The organism is Asanoa iriomotensis, assembly GCF_016862515.1.
Classification (GTDB): Bacteria; Actinomycetota; Actinomycetes; order Mycobacteriales; family Micromonosporaceae; genus Asanoa; species Asanoa iriomotensis.
In genome coordinates this window covers 127,276-149,780 of the sequence record NZ_BONC01000011.1, presented here as the reverse complement: position 1 = coordinate 149,780, position 22,505 = coordinate 127,276, and the positions used below count along the sequence as shown (strand labels likewise).

General features: G+C 70.4%; 20 protein-coding genes. 15 read left to right on the top strand and 5 right to left on the bottom strand.

Features of this window, described 5'->3' with window-relative positions:
* Positions 1-93 precede the first annotated feature (93 nt).
* Positions 94-783 (bottom strand): hypothetical protein, encoded by a 690-nt coding sequence (locus Air01nite_RS10835; RefSeq protein ID WP_203701863.1) that lies wholly within the window; start codon positions 781-783, stop codon positions 94-96.
* Positions 784-853: 70 nt separating this feature from the next.
* On the opposite strand from Air01nite_RS10835, the gene Air01nite_RS10830 reads away from it, so the two are divergent.
* From Air01nite_RS10830 to Air01nite_RS10820, 3 genes are read left to right on the top strand one after another with little or no spacing between them, the layout of a single operon-like run.
* On the top strand, positions 854-3,457 hold the full coding sequence (locus Air01nite_RS10830) for a valine--tRNA ligase (RefSeq protein ID WP_203701862.1): 2,604 nt from the start codon (positions 854-856) through the stop codon (positions 3,455-3,457).
* Complete coding sequence (locus tag Air01nite_RS10825) at positions 3,454-4,788, top strand: bifunctional folylpolyglutamate synthase/dihydrofolate synthase (protein WP_203701861.1); 1,335 nt, start codon at positions 3,454-3,456, stop codon at positions 4,786-4,788. Before Air01nite_RS10830 ends, Air01nite_RS10825 begins: the two co-directional genes overlap by 4 nt.
* Complete coding sequence (locus tag Air01nite_RS10820) at positions 4,785-5,201, top strand: DUF4233 domain-containing protein (protein WP_203701860.1); 417 nt, start codon at positions 4,785-4,787, stop codon at positions 5,199-5,201. Before Air01nite_RS10825 ends, Air01nite_RS10820 begins: the two co-directional genes overlap by 4 nt.
* Here Air01nite_RS10820 and Air01nite_RS10815 read toward each other — a convergent pair.
* Both Air01nite_RS10815 and Air01nite_RS41070 read right to left on the bottom strand, forming a co-directional pair.
* Positions 5,198-5,581: a VOC family protein gene (locus Air01nite_RS10815; RefSeq protein ID WP_203701859.1), complete on the bottom strand. Its 384-nt coding sequence runs from the start codon at positions 5,579-5,581 to the stop codon at positions 5,198-5,200. The two genes, Air01nite_RS10820 and Air01nite_RS10815, sit on opposite strands and share 4 nt — an antisense overlap.
* 9 nt (positions 5,582-5,590) lie before the next feature.
* The gene (locus tag Air01nite_RS41070) at positions 5,591-7,429 is read right to left on the bottom strand and encodes a VOC family protein (RefSeq protein ID WP_239090643.1); all 1,839 of its coding nucleotides are present in this window, start codon (positions 7,427-7,429) and stop codon (positions 5,591-5,593) included.
* 124 nt (positions 7,430-7,553) lie between these two features.
* On the opposite strand from Air01nite_RS41070, the gene ndk reads away from it, so the two are divergent.
* The 4 genes from ndk to Air01nite_RS10790 all read left to right on the top strand — a co-directional run bounded on the left by ndk (position 7,554) and on the right by Air01nite_RS10790 (position 9,759).
* Positions 7,554-7,973 (top strand): nucleoside-diphosphate kinase, encoded by a 420-nt coding sequence (gene ndk / locus Air01nite_RS10805; protein WP_203701858.1) that lies wholly within the window; start codon positions 7,554-7,556, stop codon positions 7,971-7,973.
* A 450-nt stretch (positions 7,974-8,423) separates the two neighbouring features.
* Positions 8,424-9,002 (top strand): TetR/AcrR family transcriptional regulator, encoded by a 579-nt coding sequence (locus Air01nite_RS10800; RefSeq protein WP_203701857.1) that lies wholly within the window; start codon positions 8,424-8,426, stop codon positions 9,000-9,002.
* Positions 8,999-9,310: a hypothetical protein gene (locus Air01nite_RS10795; RefSeq protein ID WP_203701856.1), complete on the top strand. Its 312-nt coding sequence runs from the start codon at positions 8,999-9,001 to the stop codon at positions 9,308-9,310. Before Air01nite_RS10800 ends, Air01nite_RS10795 begins: the two co-directional genes overlap by 4 nt.
* A gap of 296 nt (positions 9,311-9,606) precedes the next feature.
* Positions 9,607-9,759, top strand: coding sequence for a hypothetical protein (locus Air01nite_RS10790; protein WP_203701855.1), 153 nt, complete (start codon positions 9,607-9,609; stop codon positions 9,757-9,759).
* A gap of 6 nt (positions 9,760-9,765) precedes the next feature.
* Here Air01nite_RS10790 and Air01nite_RS10785 read toward each other — a convergent pair whose 3' ends face one another.
* Positions 9,766-10,452 carry a lysophospholipid acyltransferase family protein gene (locus Air01nite_RS10785; RefSeq protein ID WP_203701854.1) on the bottom strand — a complete coding sequence of 229 codons (687 nt, stop codon included), beginning with the start codon at positions 10,450-10,452 and terminating at the stop codon, positions 9,766-9,768.
* A gap of 77 nt (positions 10,453-10,529) precedes the next feature.
* On the bottom strand, positions 10,530-13,646 hold the full coding sequence (gene ileS / locus Air01nite_RS10780; RefSeq protein ID WP_203701853.1) for an isoleucine--tRNA ligase: 3,117 nt from the start codon (positions 13,644-13,646) through the stop codon (positions 10,530-10,532).
* 259 nt (positions 13,647-13,905) lie between these two features.
* Here ileS and Air01nite_RS10775 point away from each other — a divergent pair, with 259 nt between their 5' ends.
* The 8 genes from Air01nite_RS10775 (at position 13,906) to Air01nite_RS10740 (ending at position 22,493) form a co-directional block, all read left to right on the top strand.
* Complete coding sequence (locus Air01nite_RS10775) at positions 13,906-14,907, top strand: ArsR/SmtB family transcription factor (RefSeq protein ID WP_203701852.1); 1,002 nt, start codon at positions 13,906-13,908, stop codon at positions 14,905-14,907.
* Positions 14,908-14,953: 46 nt separating this feature from the next.
* Entirely contained in the window at positions 14,954-15,952 is a 999-nt protein-coding gene (locus Air01nite_RS10770) for an ABC transporter ATP-binding protein (protein WP_203701851.1), read from the top strand.
* Complete coding sequence (locus Air01nite_RS10765; protein ID WP_239090642.1) at positions 15,949-16,722, top strand: ABC transporter permease; 774 nt, start codon at positions 15,949-15,951, stop codon at positions 16,720-16,722. The genes Air01nite_RS10770 and Air01nite_RS10765 overlap by 4 nt, the downstream gene beginning before the upstream one ends.
* Positions 16,723-16,730: 8 nt before the next feature.
* Positions 16,731-17,507, top strand: a complete 777-nt coding sequence (locus Air01nite_RS10760; protein WP_239090641.1) for an ABC transporter permease — start codon at positions 16,731-16,733, stop codon at positions 17,505-17,507.
* 102 nt (positions 17,508-17,609) lie between these two features.
* Positions 17,610-19,322, top strand: a complete 1,713-nt coding sequence (locus Air01nite_RS10755; protein ID WP_203701850.1) for an NACHT domain-containing protein — start codon at positions 17,610-17,612, stop codon at positions 19,320-19,322.
* A 2-nt stretch (positions 19,323-19,324) separates the two neighbouring features.
* Positions 19,325-20,920 (top strand): HEAT repeat domain-containing protein, encoded by a 1,596-nt coding sequence (locus Air01nite_RS10750; RefSeq protein ID WP_203701849.1) that lies wholly within the window; start codon positions 19,325-19,327, stop codon positions 20,918-20,920.
* 23 nt (positions 20,921-20,943) lie between these two features.
* Positions 20,944-21,726: an ABC transporter ATP-binding protein gene (locus Air01nite_RS10745; RefSeq protein WP_203701876.1), complete on the top strand. Its 783-nt coding sequence runs from the start codon at positions 20,944-20,946 to the stop codon at positions 21,724-21,726.
* 5 nt (positions 21,727-21,731) lie between these two features.
* A complete protein-coding gene (locus tag Air01nite_RS10740; RefSeq protein WP_203701848.1) occupies positions 21,732-22,493 on the top strand; it encodes an ABC transporter permease in 762 nt (253 codons plus the stop codon).
* Positions 22,494-22,505 lie beyond the last annotated feature (12 nt).

Sequence of the window (22,505 nt, the reverse complement as noted above, 5' to 3'; positions counted from 1 at the left end):
ATCTTTCTACTAGGGGTCACCTCATCGAGGTGGCCCCTAGTTGTATTTCCGGGACAGATATAGAGCCCCGGCCGAAGCCGGGGCGCATCAAACTCAGTCGCGGACCTGGACGGCGTCGCGTATCTGGCGCATCAGGCCGGCCGCCTCGTCCGCGGAGCGCGACGGGAACAGCGCCATTCCAGTGGCGCCGTGGTCGGCCCAGCCGCACACCGCCATGTTCCCGCCGCCGTCGACCGACGTGGTCCCGCACTTCATCACGCCACCGAGATCGCCCGCGGGCACCTCGTGCACACCGTCGACCGCGCCCGACTCGTCGCCGACCAGCCCGAAGAGCGTGTCCAGGTCCTTCGCCGGTGACCACAGCAGCGCCGTACCCCCGAAGAAGAGGACGCTGCGTTCGGCCGCCGCCGGGTCCGTGTAGACCGCGCCCACCGAATCCTTCAGGTCGATCCCGGCGGCGAACGCCGCCTTGAGGTCGTCGGCCGTCGCGGCCGCGTCGGCGCTGCTGTTGAGCTGGAGGCCGGCGACGGACGCCGGCGTCGACATCGTGGTGTCCTGCTGCGAGATAATCCGGCCGCCCCAGATGCCGACCGCGGCCAGGCCGGCCAGGCCGACCACGGCGACCGAGCCAAGCACGATCTTCCGCCGCCGCGACAGGGGCGGGCGCGGGCCCTCCTCCTCGTCGGGCGCATCCGGCGACGCCGCCCAGACCGGTGGGGTGACGTCGATCGGCTCGTCGTGCGGGGCGGCCTCGCTCTGGCCTTGGAAACGGTCGTACGACATGCACGCCACCGTAACGGAACACCCGGTGGTCGCATGCGGGGTCGCCCGGAACGCTCCGTAGACTTCACGGGTGACCGAGACTCCGGAGCCCAGCGTGCTCGCCAACCCGACCCTGCCGGCGCAATACACGCCGGCGGACGTAGAGAGTCGGCGTTACGAGGCGTGGGTAGCCGAGGGTGTCTTCGCCGCCGACGTGACGAGCGACAAGCCGCCGTTCACGATCGTGATCCCGCCGCCCAACGTGACCGGCTCCCTGCACATGGGGCACGCGTTCGAGCACACACTGATGGACGCGCTGGTCCGCCGCCGGCGGATGCAGGGCTACGAAGCGCTGTGGCTGCCCGGCATGGACCACGCCGGCATCGCCACCCAGAACCTCGTCGAGCGCCAGCTCGGCCTGGAGGGACTGTCCCGCCACGACCTGGGCCGCGAGCGGTTCGTCGAGCGTGTCTGGCAGTGGAAGGCGGAGTCCGGCGGCGCGATCCTCGGCCAGATGCGCCGGCTCGGCGACTCGGTCGACTGGAGCCGCGAGCGCTTCACCATGGACGAGGGCCTGTCCCGGGCCGTGCAGACCATGTTCAAGAAGCTGTACGACGACGGCCTGATCTACCGCGCCAACCGAATCATCAACTGGTGCCCGCGCTGCCTCACCGCGCTCAGTGACATCGAGGTCGTGCACACCGACGACGAGGGCGAGCTCGTCTCGATCCGCTACAGCGACGAGATCGTCGTCGCCACCACGCGGGCGGAGACCATGCTCGGCGACACCGCCGTGGCGGTGCACCCCGACGACGAGCGCTACAAGCACCTGATCGGCACCGAGGTCGAGCTGCCGTTGACCGGCCGGCGCATCCCGGTGGTCGGCGACGAGCACGTCGACCCGACATTCGGCACCGGAGCGGTCAAGGTGACCCCCGCGCACGACCCCAACGACTTCGAGATCGGCCAGCGGCACGGCCTGCCGAGCATCACGATGATGGACGAGCGCGGCGTGATCACCGTGCCCGGCCCGTTCGAGGGGCTCGACCGGTTCGAGGCACGGCCGGCGGTCGTGGCCGCGCTGCGCGAGCAGGGGCGGATCGTCGCCGAGAAGCGGCCCTACCTGCACGCGGTCGGGCACTGCTCCCGCTGCCGCACCACCGTCGAGCCGCGGCTGTCGCTGCAGTGGTTCGTCAACACCGGGCCGCTGGCCAAGGCGGCCGGCGACGCGGTGCGCGACGGCCGGGTGCGGATCGACCCCGAGGACATGTCGAAGCGGTACTTCGCCTGGGTCGACAACATGCACGACTGGTGCATCTCGCGCCAGCTCTGGTGGGGGCACCGGATCCCGGTCTGGTACGGCCCCGACGGCGAGGTGCGCTGCGTCGGCCCCGACGAGGAGCCGCCGGGCGACGGCTGGCAGCAGGACACCGACGTCCTCGACACCTGGTTCTCCAGCGGCCTGTGGCCGTTCTCCACTCTCGGCTGGCCCGAGCAGACCGCCGACCTCGCGCGCTTCTATCCGACCAGCGTGCTGGTCACCGGGTACGACATCCTGTTCTTCTGGGTCGCCCGGATGATGATGTTCGGCCTGTACGCGATGGACGGCAAGCAGCCGTTCGACGTGATCGCGCTGCACGGCATGGTCCGCGACGAGCACGGCAAGAAGATGTCGAAGTCGTTCGGCAACGTCGTCGACCCGCTCGACTGGATGGACCGCTTCGGCGCCGACGCGACCCGGTTCACGCTGGCCCGCGGCGCCAACCCCGGCCAGGATGTGCCGGTCAGCGAGGAGTGGTGCCAGGGCTCCCGCAACTTCTGCAACAAGCTCTGGAACGCCACCCGGTTCGCGCTGATGAACGGCGCCCACGTCGACGGCCCGCTGCCGACCGAGCTGTCCACCACCGACCGGTGGATCCTGTCGCGGCTGCAGCACGTGGTCGACGAGGTCGACGAGCAGTTCGAGCGCTTCGAGTTCGCCAAGATCTGTGACCTGCTCTACCACTTCGCCTGGGACGACGTCTGCGACTGGTACGTCGAGCTGAGCAAGCCGGCGCTGGCCGCCGGCGGCCCCGCCGCCGACGCCACGCGGCGGGTGCTCGGGCACGTGCTCGACCAGTTGCTGCGGCTGCTGCACCCGGTCATCCCGTTCGTCACCGACGAGCTGTGGATCGCGCTCAACGGCGCCGGCACCGTGTCCCGGGCCGCCTGGCCGCAGCTCGACAAGGCGCTGGTCGACGACGGCGCCGAGGCCGAGGTCGACGCGCTGCAGCGGGTGGTCACCGAAATCCGCCGGTTCCGCTCCGACCAGGGACTGCGCCCGGCGCAGCGGGTCGCCGCGCGGCTCGACGGGCTCGGCGTGGTCGCGCCGCACGAATGGCTGATCCGGTCGCTCGCTCGGCTCGACGAGGAGGGCACCGACTTCGCCGCGTCCGCGACGCTGTCCGTCGCCGGCGGGGTGCGGGTCGGGCTCGACACCCGCGGCGCGATCGACGTCGCGGCCGAGCGGGCCCGGCTCGAGAAGGACCGCGCCGCCGCCGAGAAGGAGGCCGCACAGTGCCGGGCCAAGCTCGGCAACGCGGCGTTCGTCGGCAAGGCACCCGAGCCCGTCGTCAACAAGATCAAGGAACGGCTGGCCACCGCCGAGGCCGACCTGGCCCGGATCGGCGCGGCCCTGGAGGCGCTTTCCGCATGACCGACTCCGCCGACTTCCGTGAGGTGGACGCCGCCCTGGAGGCGCGCGGCAACATCCGCATGGTGTTCGACCTCAGCAAGATCGAGGAGCTGCTCGACCTGCTGGGTTCGCCGCAGCGTGCGTACCCCTCGATCCATCTGACCGGGACCAACGGCAAGACCTCGACCGCCCGGATGATCGACTCCCTGCTGCGGGCTTTCGGCATCCACACCGGGCGCTACACGAGCCCGCACCTGGAGACGGTGCGCGAGCGGATCACCCTCGACGGCGAGCCGGTCTCCGAGGAGCGGTTCGTGTCGGTGTACCGCGAGGTCGAGCCGCTGGCCGCGCTCGTCGACGAGCGGCACGACGAGCCGCTGACCTACTTCGACCTGACCACGGCGCTGGCGTTCGCGACGTTCGCCGACGCGCCGGTCGAGGTGGCGGTCGTCGAGGTCGGGCTCGGCGGCGCCGACGACTCGACCAACGTGATCCAGGCCGGCGTCTGCGTGATCACGCCGATCGGCCTCGACCACACCGAGTGGCTCGGCGACACGATCGAGGAGATCGCCTGGGCCAAGGCCGGGATCATCCACAAGGGCGCGACGGTGATCACCGCGACGCAGCCGGAGGAGGCCGCCCGGCCGCTGCTCGAGCGCTGCGCCGAGGTCGGCGCCACGATCGCCCGGGAGGGCGGCGAGTTCGGCGTGCTGCGCCGCTCGCTCGCCGTCGGCGGCCAGGTGCTGACCCTGCAGGGGCTGGGCGGCGAGTACGACGAGGTGTTCCTGCCGCTGCACGGCGCGCACCAGGCGCAGAACGCGGCGCTGGCGCTGGCCGCGGTCGAGGCGTTCCTGGGCGCGGGCGCCGACCGGCAGCTCAACGTGGAGACGGTCCGCGAGGGCTTCGCCGCCACGTCCTCGCCGGGCCGGCTGGAGCGGGTCCGCAACGCGCCGACGATCCTGCTCGACGGTGCGCACAACCCGCACGGCATGGCCGCGACGGTGACCGCGCTGCAGGAGGAGTTCGCGTTCAGCAAGCTGGTCGCGGTCGTCGCGGTGCTGGCCGACAAGGACGTGACCGGCATCCTGGACCTGCTGGAACCGGTGGTCGACGCGGTGGTGGTCACCCGCAACAGTTCGCCGCGGGCCATGCCGGTGGACGAGTTGGCGGCGCTGGCGGCCGAGGTCTTCGGCCCGGAGCGGGTCGAGACGGCGGCCACGATGCCCGACGCGATCGAGGCGGCGGTGGTGCTGGCCGAGAGCGACGTCGAGGGGGAGCTGAGCGGGGTGGGTGTGCTGGTGACAGGTTCGGTCATCACGGTGGCCGAGGCACGGACGTTGTTGAAGCGATGACGGACAGCACAAGCCGGGAGCCCGGCACGCCGGCGCAGGGCGGCGCCGACGGTGATGAGTTGCCCCCCGGCTACAAGCGGTCAGGGTTGCGGAACCCGGCTGGCGCGGTCCGAGGCATGGGTGCGGCCGCGCTGGGTTTGCAGGGTGTCGTGCTGCTGCTGGCGATCCAGCCGATCCGCGTCCTCGGCGACGGCGCCGGCGCGGCGGCCATCTGGGTGCTGGTCGCGCTGACCGTGGTCTGCTTCGCGCTGTGCGGGATGATGCGCCGGCGGTGGGCGTGGACGGCGGGCACGGTCGTGCAGGGCGTCCTGGTGCTGAGCGGCTTCCTGCACTGGACGCTGTTCGCGCTCGGCGTGATCTTCACGCTGGTCTGGTTGTACGTGCTCTACGTCCGGCGGTCGATCCTCGGCTAGGGATGCGGCTCGCCGGGGCTGCGGAGCAGGCAGAACTCGTTGCCTTCCGGGTCGGCGAAGACCACCCAGCCACCGTCCTCGCCCGGCCGGGGAGTGCGGCGGTCGTCGACGATGGTCGCGCCGAGGTCGAGCAGGCGGGTGACCTCCTCGTCGCGCAGGACGTCGGGGCGCAGGCAGATGTGGACCCGGTTCTTCACGGTCTTCGGTTCTGGCACCACCTGGAAGTACAGCTGGAGGCCGGTGGGCAGGACGATGCTGGCCACGGGGTCGCCGGGGAAGTCGTCATCGGCCAGCGGCGCCTGCATGACCTTGCTCCAGAAGCTGGCCAGGGCGTACGGGTCGGCCGCGTCGAACGCGACGTTGAGGACCGTGGGCGGCATCCGGGCAGACTACCGGCTGCGCCACTGGGTGATCGCGATGCCGTGACCGTCGGGGTCACGGAAGGCGGCGGCCCAGAGCTCCAGCTTCGCGCCGCGGTTGACCACCCGGGGCGGGTAGGTGAAGCGGACTCCCTTGGCGCGCAGGTCCTCGTACACGGACATCACGTCGCCGACCTCGAGGTTGAGGTGGACGAGGCGCCGACTGACCGGCGAGGCGTCCTTGATCTCGCGAAGCACCATACGGGTGTCACCGGACGCCAGCACGGCGTTGTGCTCGCCGCTGTCGATCTCCTGGAAGCCGAGCATGTCGCGGTAGAAGGCGATTGAGGTCGCCAGGTCGCGCACCAGGAACGTGAGCCCGACGCCGTGGATGGTCGCGCCGGTGGCACCGGGGCGGGCGCTCGGGTAGGCGGTGAACAGGTCGGCGAACACGTCGTCGTCCTCGCTGTCACCCGTGGCGCCGTTGCGTGGTTTCCGCGCCGGGGTCTCGGCGGCTGCCGGAGCCGCCGCGGCCGCCGCGCGCTCGGCCTCGTCGGCAGCGGTTTCGCTATCAACCGTGCCGGAATCACCGGCATCCGCCGCCGGCGGTGCATCAGTGCCGGCAACCGATCCCCCGGCCACGGAGCCGGCGGCCCCGGCTTCGGACCTGAGCCCAGCCTCGGACCTGGCACCGGCCTCGGCCTCGGACCTGCGCTCGGGCTCGGAAGCGTCCCCGACGTCGGACTTGCGCCCAGCGTCGGCCGTGGCCCCGGATGCGGCCGCGGCCTCAGCGTCGGTCCTGGCTTCGGCCTCGGACCTGCGTCCGGCGTCGGGCGTGACTCCGGCCGCGGACCTGGCATCGGTCTCAGCGTCCTCACCCTCGACGTCGTCGGCTTCCGCAGCAGCCGCTGCGGCCTCTGCCGCGGCTTCCCGGGCCTCGGCCTCCGCGTCGGCCGAACCGCGGCTCGCCGAAGGTCGGCTCATGCGCCGCTCGGTGTACAGGGGCTCCGCCCACTCCGCGTCCTGGTCGAAGACGTCGTCCGGGCGGTCGGTGTTCGGGCCGGCGGCACCACGCTGCGCGGGCATCTCGGGCGCGGGCGGGGGTGCCGTAGCGGTCGCCGTACCCCCGGATGCTGCTCTTTCCGCCCTGCTCTTGCGCGGACTCGGCCGAGGCGCCCGGCGGGTCAGTGGCGGTTGGTCCGGTGGGTCCACCAGCGTGCCCTCGACGACGATCGGGCCGCCCGGGGTCTGGTGCACCACGACCGGCTCGGCCGGCTCGCGCAGGCCGCTCAGCTCGTCGGTGAGGTCGGCCGTGGTGGTCTCGATGGTCTCGACCGGCGGCGTGGCCGTGTAGCCGTTGGCCGGACGCGGCCGCACCTCCGTGTCGTCGTCGTACGGACCCAGGTCGGCGTCGTGGGCGGCGGCCGCCTCGGCGTGGGTGAGCACCTCGTCCCACCTGATGCGGATGTGGCGCGGGTCGTCGATCGCCACCGTGATCGGCAGGCTGGCGCCGATGTCGGGCCATTTGGCGACGGGTACGCGCGGGTCGCGCATCCGGACCAGCCGGCCCGGCACGCCCGGCGCGTCGATCAGGACCTGCAGCTCGCACCGCCCGAACACCGCCGACGCCGGCGGCTCGGAGACGCTGTGCACGTGCGCGGTGCCCGCGACCCAGGCCCGCTCGCCGCCGCGGATCGCGTTGACCAGCACGAGCCCGACGGACAGCACGAGCAGCGCGATGCCGAGCGCGACGATCGCCAGGCTCTGCATCCCGATCCCGAACAGAACCACGAACAGCGCGCAGGTGCCCAGCACCGCGGCGAACAGCTTCCGGACCGGTGCTAGCGGGCGGCGGTTGCCGTTCGCCACAGTGGACCTCCCCTGAGTCACCAAGAAGGCTAGGCCCCGCGCGCCCGCGTAGGGAAGAGCCGGCCGGAGGCGGGTGATCGTCCATCGGTAGGCTGAACCCTCCAGCGTCAGGAGGGTGTTCAACGTGTCCAGCAGCCCGGTCGAGCGCACGCTCGTGCTGATCAAGCCCGATGCGGTCCGCCGCGGCCTCGTCGGCGAGATCCTCAGCCGCTTCGAGCGCAAGGGCCTGACCATCGAAACGATGGTCAAGCGCGAGATGGACGCGGAGCTGGCCGACGCGCACTACGCGGAGCACGTCGAGAAGCCGTTCTACCCGCCGCTGAAGGAGTTCATGACCGGCGGCCCGCTGGTCGCCCTGATCATCAGCGGCGACACCGCGATCGACGTCGTCCGCACGCTGGTCGGCGCCACGGACGCCCGCAAGGCCGCCGCCGGCACCATCCGCGGCGACCTCGCCAACTCCAACCGCGAGAACCTCGTCCACGCCTCAGACTCGCCCGACAGCGCGAAGCGCGAGATCGCCCTCTGGTTCCCCGGGGCATAACCCGCGAGATCGGCTTCTGGTTGTTCAGGGCGTAAGCCCTTAGATCCTTGCCCGGGCCCGTCGGGGGCGCGACCGTCGCTCCCGCCGGGCGCCGCTCGCTGCCGCTTCGCTGCCAGGTCCGCGCCCGACCAGGGCTCGCGGCGGTCGCCGCCCGCGGCGGCACCGGCGATCTCCGCGCACAGCCGGTCAGGCCTGGGGTTGCCCTTGGCGGATGGCTCGGACCCGCCGGGGCGCAACCGTTGCTCCCGCCGGGTACTGCTCGCTGCTGCTTCGCTGCCAGGTCCGCGCCCGACGAGGGCTCGGGGTGGTCGCCGCCCGCGGCGGCCTGGCCCACGACGGTCGTCAGGCGTTGCGGCGATGTCGGGCTGGCTTTCATCGTCAGATGTGTCTTGCGTGGGAGCGGCGTCGCGGTAAGGTGAACGAAACCGTTTCGTTCATCTGGGAGAGGCGATGGCATCGGGGGAGGCGCGCGAGGAGGCCATCCTTGCGGCGACGTTGGAGTTGTTGGCCGAGGTTGGGTATGACCGGATCCGGATGGATGCGGTCGCTGTTCGGGCCAGGGCCAGTAAGGCGACCATCTACCGGCGGTGGCCGGGGAAGGCCGAGCTGGTGGTGACCGCGATCCAGCGGCGGGCCGGTCAGTCGGCGACCGAGGAGCCCGATCCGGGCAACCTGCGCGACGACCTGCTCGGCCGGATGCGGGCGATGCGCGCCTCGCTGACCGGCCAGGACGCGGGCCTGCTGCTCGGCCTGCTGACCGCGATGCACCACGACGACGAGCTGGCCGGCGTCGTGCGGGCTCGCATGATCGATGACAAACGGCGGGCCTTCGACCCCGCCATCGACCGCGCGGTGGCCCGGGGTGAGTTGCCCTCCGGCGTCGACCGTGCGCTGCTCGCCGAGGTCGGCTCCGCGATGCTGTTCTCCCGGGCCTTTGTTACCGGTGAGCCGCTCGACGACACGTTCCTCACCGACCTGGTCGACGGGGTGCTGCTCCCGCTGCTGCACGCGCGGGCGGTGACCGCATGATCGCGACCACCGCCCTGCTCGCGTTCCTGGCCGGCTTCTGGGGCGGCAACGGCCTGCCGTACTTCGTCGCCGGCAGCACCGGCGACGGCCGCAACCCGGGCCCCTTCGCCGACTCACCCGCCGGGAACGTCCTGGTCGGCTGGGTCATGCTGGTCGGCGCGGCTCTGTTGTGGCACTACGCCCACGTCCCGAGCGACCCGCTGGTCGGCTGGTCCGCCGCCGCCCTGGGCGTCCTCGCGGTCGGCCTGATCCACTCCCGCACCTGGCGCCACAACCCGTGGCCCTGGCGCAAGGCTCGGACCCGCTGACCGCCTACCTCGCCTTCGCCGCCACTGTCCTGGTCGGCGCGGTTCTGTTCTGGCAAGGCATTGCGAACTCGTCCCGAGCCACCCGCTGGTCCGCCGCCACTCCCGCACCTGGCGCCACAGCCCGTGGCCTTGGCGCAGGTCCCGAACCGACTGACCGGTACCAGGCCCCGCAGCGCCAATGTCCTGGTCGGCTTGGCCCTGTCTCGAGCCCTCCCCTCGGCGGGCTGGTCCTGGACTGGTTCTCGCGGTCGGCTGGTCGGGCGGCGTGGATCGGCGCTCTAAGGGGAGCTCGGCCGATGGACGGCCTCGCCGACTTTCGCTACCCGCACTCCACGCGGGCCGAGCTGCTGCGCCGGCTCGGCCCCACCGACAAGGCGCGCGGTGAATACCGGCGTGCGCGGGACCTCACCGACGACGGTGCCGAGCCGCGTTTCTCGGGCGCCGGCTGACCGAGCTCACTCGGCCTGAGGCGTGTTGACCCGCAGCATCGGGGCGTAGCGCGGGACGTACTCCTGGCCGGTCAGCTCCTGGATCGCCGACATCACCTCGTCGGTGATCGCGCGGAGGGACGAGCTGTCGCTGTCGCGGCCCGTGACCTCGATCGGTTTGCCGAACTTGACCGTGGCCGTGCCGCGCTCGAACCGCGGCACCCGGTGCCCGATCGGCTGCAGCTTCTCGGTGCCGATGAAACCCACCGGGATGATCGGCACCCCGGCCGCCAGGGCGAGCCGGGCGACCCCGGTGCGCCCCCGGTAGAGCCGGCCGTCCGGTGAGCGCGTGCCCTCCGGGTAGATCGCCACGATGTCGCCGGCCTTCAGCACCGGGATGCCCGCGTCGAAGGCGCTCAGTGCGGCCCGGCCGCCCGCGCGTTCCACCTTGATCGCGCCGATGCCCGTCATCACCGAGCGGCTGAACCAGCCCTTGAGTCCCGTACCCGTGAAGTATTCCGCTTTTGCCCAGAACGCGATGTGGCGCGGGATCACCGAGCCCAGCAGCAGTTCGTCGGCCACGGACAAGTGGTTGCCGGCGACGACCGCGCCGCCGGTCGGAGGCACGTTCTCGAGTCCCTCGACCTTCGGCGCCCAGCCCCGCCGCATGGCAGTGCCCACGGTGTAGTAGCCGATCGTGTAGAGCAGGGGCACGGGTCCTCCGGGTCCTCGCGGCGTGGGCGGTGTCACCGTAACCGACACCGCCCGCCGCCGCGAGTGGCAGAAAATCCCTAACTGCGCGTAACCGTCACCCGTACGGTTTCGCCGTCGCCGACCTCGCCCGCGAAGCCGCCGGCGGCCGAGCCGAAGGTGATCGCGTCCGCCAGGACCTCCCGGGCCACGAAGTCCCGGTGGGTCTCGACGGCGGCCGCGACGGCAGAGGACCCGTCCAGCGACACCCGGATCCGGTCGGAGACCGACAGGTCGGCGTCCCGGCGGGCCTGCTGCACCACCCGCACCACGTCCCGCGCGACGCCCTCCGCCGCCAGCGCCGGTGTGACCGTGCTGTCCAGCACGACCACGCCCTCGCCGCCCGGCAGTGTGGCCGAATTGTCCGGATCGGCCGCGACCAGCTTCAGGTCGTACTCACCCTCCTGCAGAGTGACCCCGGCGGCGACCGGCTGGCCCGAGACGAGCGACCACTCCCCGGCCTTGACCGCCTTGATCACCTGCTGGACGGCACCACCGACCCGCGGCCCGAGCGCCCGCGGCACCACCGTGAGCACCCGCTCGCAGTGCGCGGCCACGTCATCGGTGAACGACACCGACTTCACGTTGACCTCGTCGGTCACCAGGTCGGCGAACGGCCGCAGCACCTCGGCGTCCGGCGTCGCCACCGTCAGCGACGGCAGCGGCAGCCGCACCCGCAGCCCCTTGGCCTTGCGCACCGACAGGGCCGACGACACCAGCTCACGCACGGCGTCCATGGCCGCGACCAGCGAGTGGTCCGCCGGGAACTCGTCGGCCGACGGCCAGTCGGTCAGGTGCACCGACCGCTCGCCGGTCAGCCCGCGCCACACCTCCTCGGCCGTCAGCGGCGCCAGCGGCGCCATCACCCGGGTCAGCGTCTCCAGCACCGTGTAGAGCGTGTCGAACGCGTCCCGGTCGCCCGCCCAGAACCGGTCGCGCGACCGGCGCACGTACCAGTTGGTCAGCGCGTCCAGGAACGTCCGCACGGTCACGCACGCGCCGGAGATGTCGTAGGCGTCCATCTGCCGGGTGACCGTCTCGACCAGCTCCCGCGTCTTCGCCAGCGCGTAGCGGTCGAGCAGGTGCGTCGAGTCGGTCCGGCGCACCGCCGAGTAGCCGTCGGCGTTGGCGTACAGCGAGAAGAAGTACCAGACGTTCCACAGTGGAAGCAGCACCTGCCGCACCGTGTCCCGGATCGCCGGCTCCGTGACCGGCATGTCGCCGCCGCGCAGCACGGGCGACGACATCAGCATCCAGCGCATCGCGTCGGAGCCGTACTCGTCGAACACGTAGTAGACGTCCGGGTAGTTCTGCAGGCTCTTGCTCATCTTGCGCCCGTCGGACCCTTGCAGGATCCCGTGGCTCACACACGCGCGGAACGCCGGCCGGTCGAACAACGCGGTCGCCAGCACGTGCATGGTGTAGAACCAGCCGCGGGTCTGCGCGATGTATTCGACGATGAAGTCACCCGGATAGTGGTGCTCGAACCAGTCCGCGTTCTCGAACGGGTAGTGCACCTGGGCGAACGGCATCGACCCGGACTCGAACCAGCAGTCCAGCACCTCCGGAACCCGCCGCATCATGGAGCGACCCGTGGGATCGGAAGGGTTCGGCCGGGTCAGCTCGTCGACGAAAGGCCGGTGCAGGTCGGTGACCTGCACGCCGAAGTCCCGCTCCAACTCCTCCAGCGAGCCGTAGATGTCAACGCGGGGATACGAAGGGTCGTCCGACTTCCACACCGGGATCGGCGAGCCCCAGAACCGGTTGCGGCTGATCGACCAGTCGCGGGCGTTGGCCAGCCACTTGCCGAACGAGCCGTCCTTGACGTGCCCGGGCGTCCAGTCGATCTGCTGGTTGAGCTCGACCATCCGGTCCTTGAACTTGGTGACCTGGACGAACCACGACGACACGGCCTTGTAGACCAGCGGCGTGTCGCACCGCCAGCAGTGCGGGTAGGCGTGCGTGTAGGTCTCCTGCCGCACCACCACGCCGCGCTCCTTGAGGTCGCGGGTCACCGGCTTGTTGGCTTCGAAGACCTGCATTCCCTCGTACGGGGGAACGAGCGCCGTGAACCGGGTGTGGTCGTCGACCGTCACGACGGTCGGGATGCCGGCCGAGTTGCAGGCGTTCTGGTCCTCCTCACCGAACGCGGGCGCCATGTGCACGGCACCGGTGCCGTCCTCGGTCGTGACGAACTCACCGCCGAGCACCTGGTAGGCATTTGGGCCGGCCCGGTCGACCAGGAAGTCGAACAGCGGCGTGTAGCGCTTGCCGACCAGCTCGGTGCCCAACCGGGTGCCGGTGCGGGTGAGCCCCTCCAACTCCCGGGCGTAGTAGTCGGTGCGCGCGGCACCCACCAGGTAGACCTGGCCGGCGTCGTCGGTGAACTCCGCGTACTCGATGTCGGGCCCGACCGCCACCGCCAGGTTCGACGGCAGCGTCCACGGCGTGGTCGTCCAGACCGCGATCTTCTCGCCGCTGTCGAGCGTGAACCAGACGGTCAGCGACGGGTCGTGCCGATCGCGGTAGACGTCGTCCATCCGGGTCTCGGTGTTGGACAGCGGGGTCTCACAGCGCCAGCAGTAGGCCAGCACCTTGAAGCCCTCGTAGACCAGGCCCTTGTCGTGCAGGCTCTTGAACGCCCACATGACGCTCTCCATGTAGGACAGGTCGAGCGTCTTGTAGTCGTTGGTGAAGTCGACCCACCGGGCCTGGCGGGTGACATAGCGCTCCCAGTCCTGCGTGTATTGCAGGACCGACGTGCGGCAGACGTCGTTGAACCGCTCCACGCCCAGGTCGACGATCTCGGCCTTGGTGGTGATCCCGAGCTGCTTCTCGGCGACGACCTCGGCGGGCAGGCCGTGGGTGTCCCACCCGAACCGGCGCTCGACCCGTTTGCCGCGCATCGTCTGATAGCGGGGCACGACGTCCTTCACGTAACCGGTGAAGAGGTGCCCGTAGTGGGGGAGGCCGTTGGCGAAGGGGGGACCGTCGTAGAAGACGAACTCGTTGTCGCCGTTGACGCCCGCGTCACGCAGCTCGACCGACGCCTCGAAGGTCTTGTCGGCCGTCCAGTGGTCCAGCACACGCCGCTCGACCGCGGGCAGGTCGGGGCTCGCCGGGACGCCCGGCTTGCTCTCGTGCTTGGGATAGGCCATCGGTGGTCAATCTCCTCGAACAGCTCACACACGTCGTGGACTGCGAGGACGACCCAAAGGCCGCGGTACCACCCCGCTTGGTGGTCAAACAACGACCACCCGCTCGTTGGCCGGCTGTAACGGGCCGAACCCGTCCGGTTCTAATGAGATCCGAAGATCCGTTCTTCCGGAGGCTCACCGGTGATGGCCGGATCATCGCCTATTGCACACAAGGCTACCTGACCACCAACAACGACCGCGCGCGACTTATTCTCCACTCGTGATCCGGATCGAGCTCGACGCGCCCACGCTCGATCGCACCCGGATCGCGATCAGCCCGCTCTGGGAGACCGTGGTCGGGCTCTATCTGATCGAGCGCAACCCCCACGAGGTGCCCTGGCCGTACGCCGGGTGGGCCGCGCGGGCCCGGGACGTGCTGCGGGACCTGCCCGCCGCCGCCCCGATCCGGCTCTACCTGAGTGCCCTGCCCCGTTCGCCGGACTTCCTCACGCCGATCCCGCCCGGGGCCGCGCCCACCCTCGACGAGGAGTTGCACGGGCTCTGCAACACGCCACAAGCCGTGGTCGAGGAGCAGCTCGACAGCTACTACGGCGGCGACCCGCCCGACTGGATCCGGCCGTTCCGGGACGACCCGGAACGGGCGTTCGCCCAGGTCGCCGATGCTCTCGCCGCTTACTGGGAAGCCGCGATGGCACCTTATTGGCCGGTGATGCGGGCCGCCCTCGACGAGGAGGTGCTGCACCGGGCGCGGGCGCTGGCCGCCGACGGGCCCGACGCGCTGCTCACCGGCCTGCACCAGCGGGTGACCTGGGAGCGCCCGGTGTTGACCCTGGTCAAGCACCTGGACTATTCGTTCAACGCCGTCGACCGGCGCCTGCTGCTGATCCCGCTGATCTTCTCGGCCGGCGCGCTGATGTGCTCGACCGACCACCCCGAGGTCATCGCCGTCTCCTACCAGGCGCGCGGTGCTGCCGTCCTGGCCGAGGGCCGGCCGCAGCCCGCGCCGGACCGCCTGGCCATCCTGCTCGGGCGCGGGCGGGCCGCCGTACTCGACGCGCTCTCCCGGCCGTCGACCACCGTGGGCCTGGCGGCGACCCTCGGCCTCGCGCCCAGCACGGTCTCGGAGCACCTGGCCGCCCTCACCGCGGCCGGGGTCGTCAACCGGCGCCGGGCCGGCCGGCGGGTGCTCTACTCCCTGGAGCCGGCCGGGACCGCGCTGCTCAACCTGTTGGGAGACGGACGCCGCGAGCATTCGGCCTAGGCCGAATTCGTATCCGCGACGGCGGGCGCGACCTAGCGTCCCCGGCATGGCTCTCGCGATCGAGGCGCGCGACTTGCGCCGCACCTACCGCACCCGCACCGGGTGGCTCAACCCCCGCCGGGTGGCGATCGACGCCGTCCGCGGCGTGGACCTCGACGTCCGCCGGGGCGAGCTGTTCGGCCTGCTCGGGCCCAACGGCGCCGGCAAGACCACCACGATCAAGATGCTCAACACCCTGCTGATCCCGACCTCGGGCACCGCGCGGGTGTGCGGCTTCGACGTGGTGTCGCAGACCCGGGAGGTACGCAAGCGGATCGGGTACGTCTTCGGCGGCGACCGCGGGCTCTACGACCGACTGTCCGGACTGGACAACCTGCGCTACTTCGCGGAGCTCTACGGGGTGCCGGCGGCCCGGCAGAAGCGGCGGATCGCCGAACTGCTGGAGCTGGTCGGCCTCGCCGGGCGGGAGCGGGACCGGGTCGAGGGCTACTCGCGGGGCATGCGGCAGCGCCTGCACATCGCCCGCGGGCTGCTGCACGAGCCGGAGGTCCTGTTCCTCGACGAGCCGTCGATCGGTGTCGACCCGGTCGCCGCCCGGGAGTTGCGCAGCACGGTCGCCGGCTTGGCCGCGACGGGGACGACCGTGCTGCTCACCACCCACTACATGGCCGAGGCCGAGGAGCTGTGCGACCGGATCGCGGTGATCGCGGGCGGGGAGATCCAGGCGCTGGGCACCGCCGACGAGCTCAAGCACTACGCGCAGGGTCGCCGGGTGCTGGAGGTGCAGGCCTTCGGCGTCACCGACGCGCAGGTCAAAGGCATCGACCTGCTGCCAGGTGTACGCGAGGCGAGCGTCGAGGTGCTCGGCACCAGCCAGGTGCTGACCGTGCAGTCCGACGCCGCGGTCGACGTGCAGGCCGACGTGCTGCGGGCGCTCGACGGGGTGCGGCTCGGCCGGGTCACCGCCCGGCAGCCGACGCTCGAGGACGCGTACGTCACGATCGTCAACGGGGTCGACCGCACGCCCGCGACGGTGACCGCGTGAGGGTCGTGCGGCTGGTCGCCCTCGGCACGCTGCTGCACGTCAAGCAGTTCAGCCGGTCACAGTTCGAGATCGCCACCGCGCTGATCATCCCGCTGGTGCAGGCGACGCTGGCGGTCTACCTGTTCCGCGCCGGGACCGAGCCGCACCGGATGCTGGAGGCGGCGATCGGCGCCGGGATGATGGCGGTCTGGAGCTCGGTCCTGTTCGGCTCCGGCGGCGCGATCCAGACCCAGCGGTGGCAGGGCACGCTGGAGATGCTGATGCTCTCGCCGCGGCCGCCCGCGCTGCTGATCTTCCCGATCACGCTGGCGACCGCGGTCACCGGCACGTACGCGATGGTCGCCACCCTGCTCTGGGGCGGCCTGGTCTACCGGATCCCGCTGGACATCGCGCATCCGCTGGCGTTCGCCGTCGCCGTGCCCGCGGCGATCCTCGGGTTGGGCATGTTCGGCCTGCTGCTGGCGTCGACGTTCGTGCTGGTGCCCAACGCCAACGCGGTGAACAACGCCCTCGAGTATCCGGTCTGGCTGGTCTCCGGGATGCTCGTGCCGGTCACCGTGCTGCCCGGCTGGACCGGCCCGATCGGCGCGGCGCTGCCGACCACCTGGGCCGCCCGCGCGGTCCGCGAGTCGGTCACCGGCGCCGGCCCGGTCTGGCCGTCGCTCGGCACCTGCCTCGCGATCAGCGCGGTGTGCCTGGTCGCCGGCGCCGCCGTCATGTCCTACGTGGAGCGTCGCGCCCGCGCGAACGCGACCCTCGCCCTAGCCTGAGGAGTTCCGTGCGCCTGCTCACCGTCGGGGGCGTGATCGCCTACCGCGCCCTGTTCAACTGGGCGACGCCGTCGATGTTCGTCGGCACCCTGCTCGTCGCGCCGCTGTTCCAGTTGCTGTTCTTCGCCTATCTCGGCCGCCAGCTCGGCGTCGCCGACGACACCTTCTACATCGTCGGCAACGCGGTGCTCTCCGCCACGCTCGCCTGCGTGTTCGGCGGCACGATCGCGATCGCGAACGAGCGCCGCTGGGGCACGCTCGGCCACGTGCTGCTCTCGCCCCGGTCGCGCACGCTGATCTTCCTGGGCCGGGCCCTCCCGTACGCCGGTAACGGGTTGTTGATCGCCGTGTTCACGCTGACCGTCGGGTCGCTCCTGCTCGGCCTGCGGATTCCCGCCTCGGCCGTGCCGGGCCTGGCGGTGACGTTCGCGGTGGGTTCGTTGTCGTGCGCGTGCTTCGGGCTGACCCTGGGCGCACTCGGGCTGCGGTTCCGTGACGTGTGGCTGATCTCCAACGTGTCGCTGGCGCTGATGCTGCTGCTGACCGGGGTCAACGTGCCGGCCGAGCACCTGCCGGAGTGGATGCGGGTCGTGGGCGGCTGGCTGCCGATCACGCACGCGGCGTCGGCGGCCCGCCTGCTCGTCGCCGGGGAGGGCTTCGGCGCGGCGCTGCCGTCGCTGTGGCGCGAGGCCCTGGTCGGGCTCGTATACGCCGTGGTGGCAGCCGTCCTGCTCACCCTCTTCGAGGCGGAGTCCCGACGCCGGGCGTCGCTCGACACTTTGTAATCGGTGCCCACCGACTACGATTTGCGCGAGCGTCCATTGATGTTCTGGTGAATCGGGTGGTACGTGGGCGATCGGCGCAGGCGCAGAGGATTGACCGCTGCCGTGTCAGCACTGCTCGCTGTTGTGGTCTCGCTGCTCACCAACCTGGTGACATCGAGCGCTACGGGCCCGGTGGTGGTTGGCTTCGTCATCTTTGTTCTCGCCTTGCTGGTATGGGACGTCTTCCATGCCAGCAAAGGAAAATCCGATGAGGACGATACGACGTCACTGTCGAGCTATGTGGATCGCCTCATTCGTGACTATTCGCACTGGGCACGGAACTACGTCGCTTTGAATCTTGTCCGGGTGCCGACAGCCCGCGTCTCGGCGCCCGGCGAGAGCGCCGGGTCGACTCTTCCACCGGCTGAGGAGTTGATGAGGCATGCGTTGTTCACCGACGACACGCCGGGCGAACGGCGGCACGACGATACGCCCGTGGAGGCGCTTACCTGTCTGATTCGGCGTGGCTCCCGTCGGACGCTGCTTGTCGGCGGGCCCGGTGCGGGTAAGACCACCGTGTTGGAACGGGTCCTCTACGAGCAGGTGGGGTTGCACCAGGCGAAGCGGGGTCAACCGATCCCGGTGCTGCTGCGTCTGCGCCATCTGGAGACCTCTGCGTGGGATTTGTTACGGGACACCCTGCACAGTCAGGGACTTCCGTTGAGCTCCGAGGACCTACGCGAACGACTCGAGCGGGACAAGTTCCTACTGCTTCTCGACGGCCTGAACGAACTCCCGTCGGCATCGGCGCGCACCAGCCTCCAGAACTTCCTGCTCACGTTCGACGTCCCGGTGATCGCCACCACGCGCGACCTCACCGATCAGAACCTTCTCCCGGACGCGGACGTCTACGCCCTGCTCGACTTCGACCGGGCGGCGGCGACGACATTCACGCGGGCGCGGCTCGGGGCGGCTGAAAACGACGCGTTCTGGAATGCGGCGACGACCACGGTGGACGCCCTCTCGCGGATCCCGTTGTTCCTGTCGATGCTGTGCGTCATCTACCGTGACCGCAAGGAGGTGCCAGCCCAGCTGAGCACTACGTTGCGCTCGTTCGGCTCCGTCTACGAGCTGCAGATGAAAGCCGACCTGCACATCGCCGACCCCGTGCGGCAATGGTGGTCCCAGGCGTTGGCCGCGCTGGCCCATGCGATGACCTGGAACGGCGGGAGCCTCGACGGCCGACTGACCATTCAGCTCGATGACGCCGAGGAGGTGGTCCGCGGCTACCTATCGGGCCGCGCGCCCGCCCCAGACGCATTGGCGATCCAGTGCATCGGGGCGTTGCACAAACACCACCTGCTGACGAAGAACGGTTCCGAGCTGCAGTTTCCGCATCAGGTGATCCAGGACTACTACGCAGCGGAGCACTTGTTGCGGTCGCTGTCAGATCTGAACGACGACCTTCTGTGTGCGGACTATCTGAATCTCGTGAAATGGAGCGAGACACTGCTGTTCATGGCCGGGATCGCCGATGACGAAACCACTCTTCGGCTGGCGACGTTGGCCTTCGATCGGGTGGATCCGATGTTGGCGGCCAGGATCGCCGCCGTGAGCGGCGACGCGACCCGCCGCCGCGTCGTTGAGCTGATCTCCGCCATCCCGGTGGAGCCGGACACCCAAGAGTTCCTGAACGACGGCGACGGCGGCGTTCTGTGGCTGTCGGACGGTGCCTACAAAGGCAAGCTCACGCTCCTCGTCGCCACCCGTTCGTCGGACGCCATCCCGTTCATTCTCGAGGCGGCCGATGCCAGAAACCTCCGGAGCATGTTCTAGCCATGATCGGAAATCATGTCGTCCGGCTCATCGCCGAACTCGGTCCGGCCGGCGATCCAGGACTGGTGCTGTGTCTGACACATCCCAATCGGCACGTCCGCGAGCAAGGGGCGTGGACGCTCGTGGGGATCCTCCAGCATCGCAGGCTCGAGGCTGACGATGTGCTGCCGATCGCGCTGCGCATGCTGCGAACGGAAACAGGCAACGCCAGGCGCCAGGCGATCCGGTTGGTCGGCGAGTTGGCCGACCCAGGCGTGTTCCCTCAACTCGACGAGCTGGGGGCGAATACCGATGACGGACTCGCTGACGTCATCGAAGCGGCACGCCGGCGGATATCTGCGCGCGCCGGCGAACTCCCCTCTGCTCCCGCAGAACAGATCAGGCATGGCGCAGCCGACGTTGGAGACGGGCCGCAGACCACGCCGGCGGACGCCGCCGATTACGCGTGGTGGTCCACCGAGGCCCAGCAAGCGCATGACCGCGCGGGGGCGGTCGCCAAGGCCCAGGATCTGCCCGAACTGCTCTCGGCCCTGCGGTCCGGCGACGCGTACGCCCGCAGCGCGAGCGCCCGGGCGCTCGCAGGTTGGCCCACGACGGACGTGGTTGATGCGCTGATCGCCGTCGTCGACGACGACGCGGAGGCGCGTTGGTCGGCGGCCGCGACTCTCGTCGGCATCGGCACACAGCATGTGGTGAGACGGCTCGCGGCGCGATTGCGGTCGCTGGATCCGGCAGTTTTGGCCGTCAGCGCCTACAGCCTCGGCGAGATCGGCGGCCAAGCGGCACAAGACGCCTTATTGGAGCGTTTCCCCGATGCGGAGCAGGCCATCCGGCCCGGACGATGGGGTGTCGCGGGCGAGGCGGCCGTCATCGCACTCGCCCCGTTGTGTGCCAGCGACGACGACCGAACCCGGTACAACGTGGCATTCGCCCTGGGTGACGTCAGGAGCGTGAGCGGACTCGGTCTGTTGGTCACGCTCACCGAGGACGCGGACATCGCTGTCGCCTGGCGAGCTGATGATTCGATCGGCGAGATCATGACCGGCTACCAGGGCTCGCCGGATGTTGCCGACGCGGTTGACATCGCGGGGCTGCTCCAGAGGCGCGCCAACCTGCTGGAAACGAGCATCGGGTTTTCCTTTCACGAGTCGTCGGGTGTGCGGAGCTTGATCGCTGCCGCGGCTGCCGTCGACGCCAAGATCGTGGACGAGCTTCTCGGCTACCTGTCGTCATCGAAAGGGTCGGTCGCAGAGTTCGCCGCTGACACGTTGCGTCTCGTCGCCGGTCCGCAACTGCTTCCGCGGCTCGTTCCACTGCTGCGGCGGCATCCCGGCAACGTCGAGCCGGCGGCGAAAGTGATCGCCGCGATCGGCGGCGAACCGGCAACCGCGGCGCTGATCGCCGCGCTGGATGAGACAACGAAGCGGGGTGAGGCGAACGTGCTGTTGAAGGCGCTCGCCGAGGTCTCAACTCCCGACGCGTTGCGGGTGCTCAGATCGCGGCTGAGGGTGGACCTGTTGCCGGCCGTCCAAGCGCGCCTCAAGGTATACAACCCGGACCTCTTGGTCGAGCGAACACCAGGCGGCCCCGAGGCTTGACCTTGACGCTGCGTCAACCCTCCATGCTGGCGGGCATGAGCATTCCCCCGACGCCCGGGCCCGCGATCCACGTGCGGGGTCTGGAGAAGGCGTACAAGGAGCTGCGCGTGCTGCGCGGCGTGGATCTCGCGGTGGCGCCAGGCAGCATCTTCGCGTTGCTCGGCTCCAACGGGGCCGGCAAGACCACCCTGGTGAACATCCTGGCCACCCTGCTCAAGTCCGACGCCGGGACCGCGCGGGTCAACGGGTTCGACGTGGCGACGCAGGCGGGCGACGTGCGGGAGTCGATCAGTCTCACCGGGCAGTTCGCGGCGGTCGACGAGATCCTCAGCGGGCGGGAGAACCTCGTCCTGGTCGCCAGGTTGCGCCGCCTGAAGGATCCGGGCGGGATCGCGGACCGGCTGCTGAGCCGGTTCTCGTTGACCGACGCGGGTGCCCGGCGGGCGGCGACCTACTCCGGTGGCATGCGGCGCCGGCTGGACATCGCGATGAGCCTCGTCGGGGACCCGCCGGTGATCTTCCTCGACGAGCCGACGGCCGGGCTGGACCCGCAGGCGCGGGTCGAGGTGTGGCAGGCCGTCAAGGAGCTCGCGGAGGGCGGCACGACGGTCCTGCTCACCACCCAGTACCTGGAGGAGGCCGAACAGCTCGCCGACCGGATCGCGATCCTGCACGAGGGCCGGATCATCGTCGACGGCACCCTGGCCGAGCTCAAGGCGCTGCTGCCGCCGGCCAAGGTCGAGTACGTCGAGAAGCAGCCCTCGCTCGAGGACGTCTTCTTCGCCGTCGTCGGCGCGGGTAGGTGACGACCATGGCCAGCCATTTCTGGAGCAACACCACCGTCCTCACCGGACGGACGATGCGGCACGTCACGCGCAGCCTCGACACCATCATCACGACCGCGATCACGCCGATCGCGATGATGCTGCTGTTCGTGTACGTGTTCGGCGGCGCGATCGACACAGGGACGGTCACGTACGTGAACTACATGCTGCCCGGCATCCTGCTCATCACCATCGCGTCGGGCATCGCGTACACCGCGTTCCGGCTCTTCAGCGACATGCAGGGCGGGATCTTCGCGCGGTTCCAGTCGATGCCGATCGCCCGGTCGGGGCTGCTCTGGGCGCACGTGCTGACCTCGCTGGTCGCCAACGCGATCTCGCTCGTGGTCGTCGTCGGCGTCGCCCTCGTGATGGGCTTCCGGTCGGGCGCCGGTGTGCTCGCCTGGCTCGCCGTCGCCGGCATCCTGTTGCTGTTCACGTTGGCGTTGACCTGGATCGCGGTGATCCCCGGGCTCACCGCGAAGAGCGTCGACGGTGCGAGCGCGTTCTCGTACCCGCTGATCTTCCTGCCGTTCATCAGCTCGGCGTTCGTGCCCACGGAGACCATGCCCGGGCCGGTGCGGGCGTTCGCCGAGAACCAGCCGGTGACCTCGATCGTCAACGCGGTCCGGAACCTGTTCACCGAGCAGCCGGTCGGCACCGACCTGTGGGTCGCCCTCGCCTGGTGCGTGGGCATCCTCGTCGTCGCGTACGCGTTCGCCAACCTCACCTATCGTCGCCGGACCTCCTGAGCGGGCAGGATC

Bases quoted from the DNA above. Each gene is read 5' to 3' on its own strand.
- Air01nite_RS10790 (WP_203701855.1), top strand. From the start codon at position 9,607: ATGGACGGCCTCGCCGACTTTCGCTACCCGCACTCCACGCGGGCCGAG.
- Air01nite_RS10820 (WP_203701860.1), top strand. From the start codon at position 4,785: ATGACGGACAGCACAAGCCGGGAGCCCGGCACGCCGGCGCAGGGCGGC.
- Air01nite_RS10750 (WP_203701849.1), top strand. From the start codon at position 19,325: ATGATCGGAAATCATGTCGTCCGGCTCATCGCCGAACTCGGTCCGGCC.
- Air01nite_RS10825 (WP_203701861.1), top strand. From the start codon at position 3,454: ATGACCGACTCCGCCGACTTCCGTGAGGTGGACGCCGCCCTGGAGGCG.
- Air01nite_RS10835 (WP_203701863.1), bottom strand. From the start codon at position 783: ATGTCGTACGACCGTTTCCAAGGCCAGAGCGAGGCCGCCCCGCACGAC.
- Air01nite_RS10815 (WP_203701859.1), bottom strand. From the start codon at position 5,581: ATGCCGCCCACGGTCCTCAACGTCGCGTTCGACGCGGCCGACCCGTAC.
- Air01nite_RS10795 (WP_203701856.1), top strand. From the start codon at position 8,999: ATGATCGCGACCACCGCCCTGCTCGCGTTCCTGGCCGGCTTCTGGGGC.
- Air01nite_RS10800 (WP_203701857.1), top strand. From the start codon at position 8,424: ATGGCATCGGGGGAGGCGCGCGAGGAGGCCATCCTTGCGGCGACGTTG.
- Air01nite_RS10770 (WP_203701851.1), top strand. From the start codon at position 14,954: ATGGCTCTCGCGATCGAGGCGCGCGACTTGCGCCGCACCTACCGCACC.
- Air01nite_RS10745 (WP_203701876.1), top strand. From the start codon at position 20,944: ATGCTGGCGGGCATGAGCATTCCCCCGACGCCCGGGCCCGCGATCCAC.
- ileS (WP_203701853.1), bottom strand. From the start codon at position 13,646: ATGGCCTATCCCAAGCACGAGAGCAAGCCGGGCGTCCCGGCGAGCCCC.
- Air01nite_RS10740 (WP_203701848.1), top strand. From the start codon at position 21,732: ATGGCCAGCCATTTCTGGAGCAACACCACCGTCCTCACCGGACGGACG.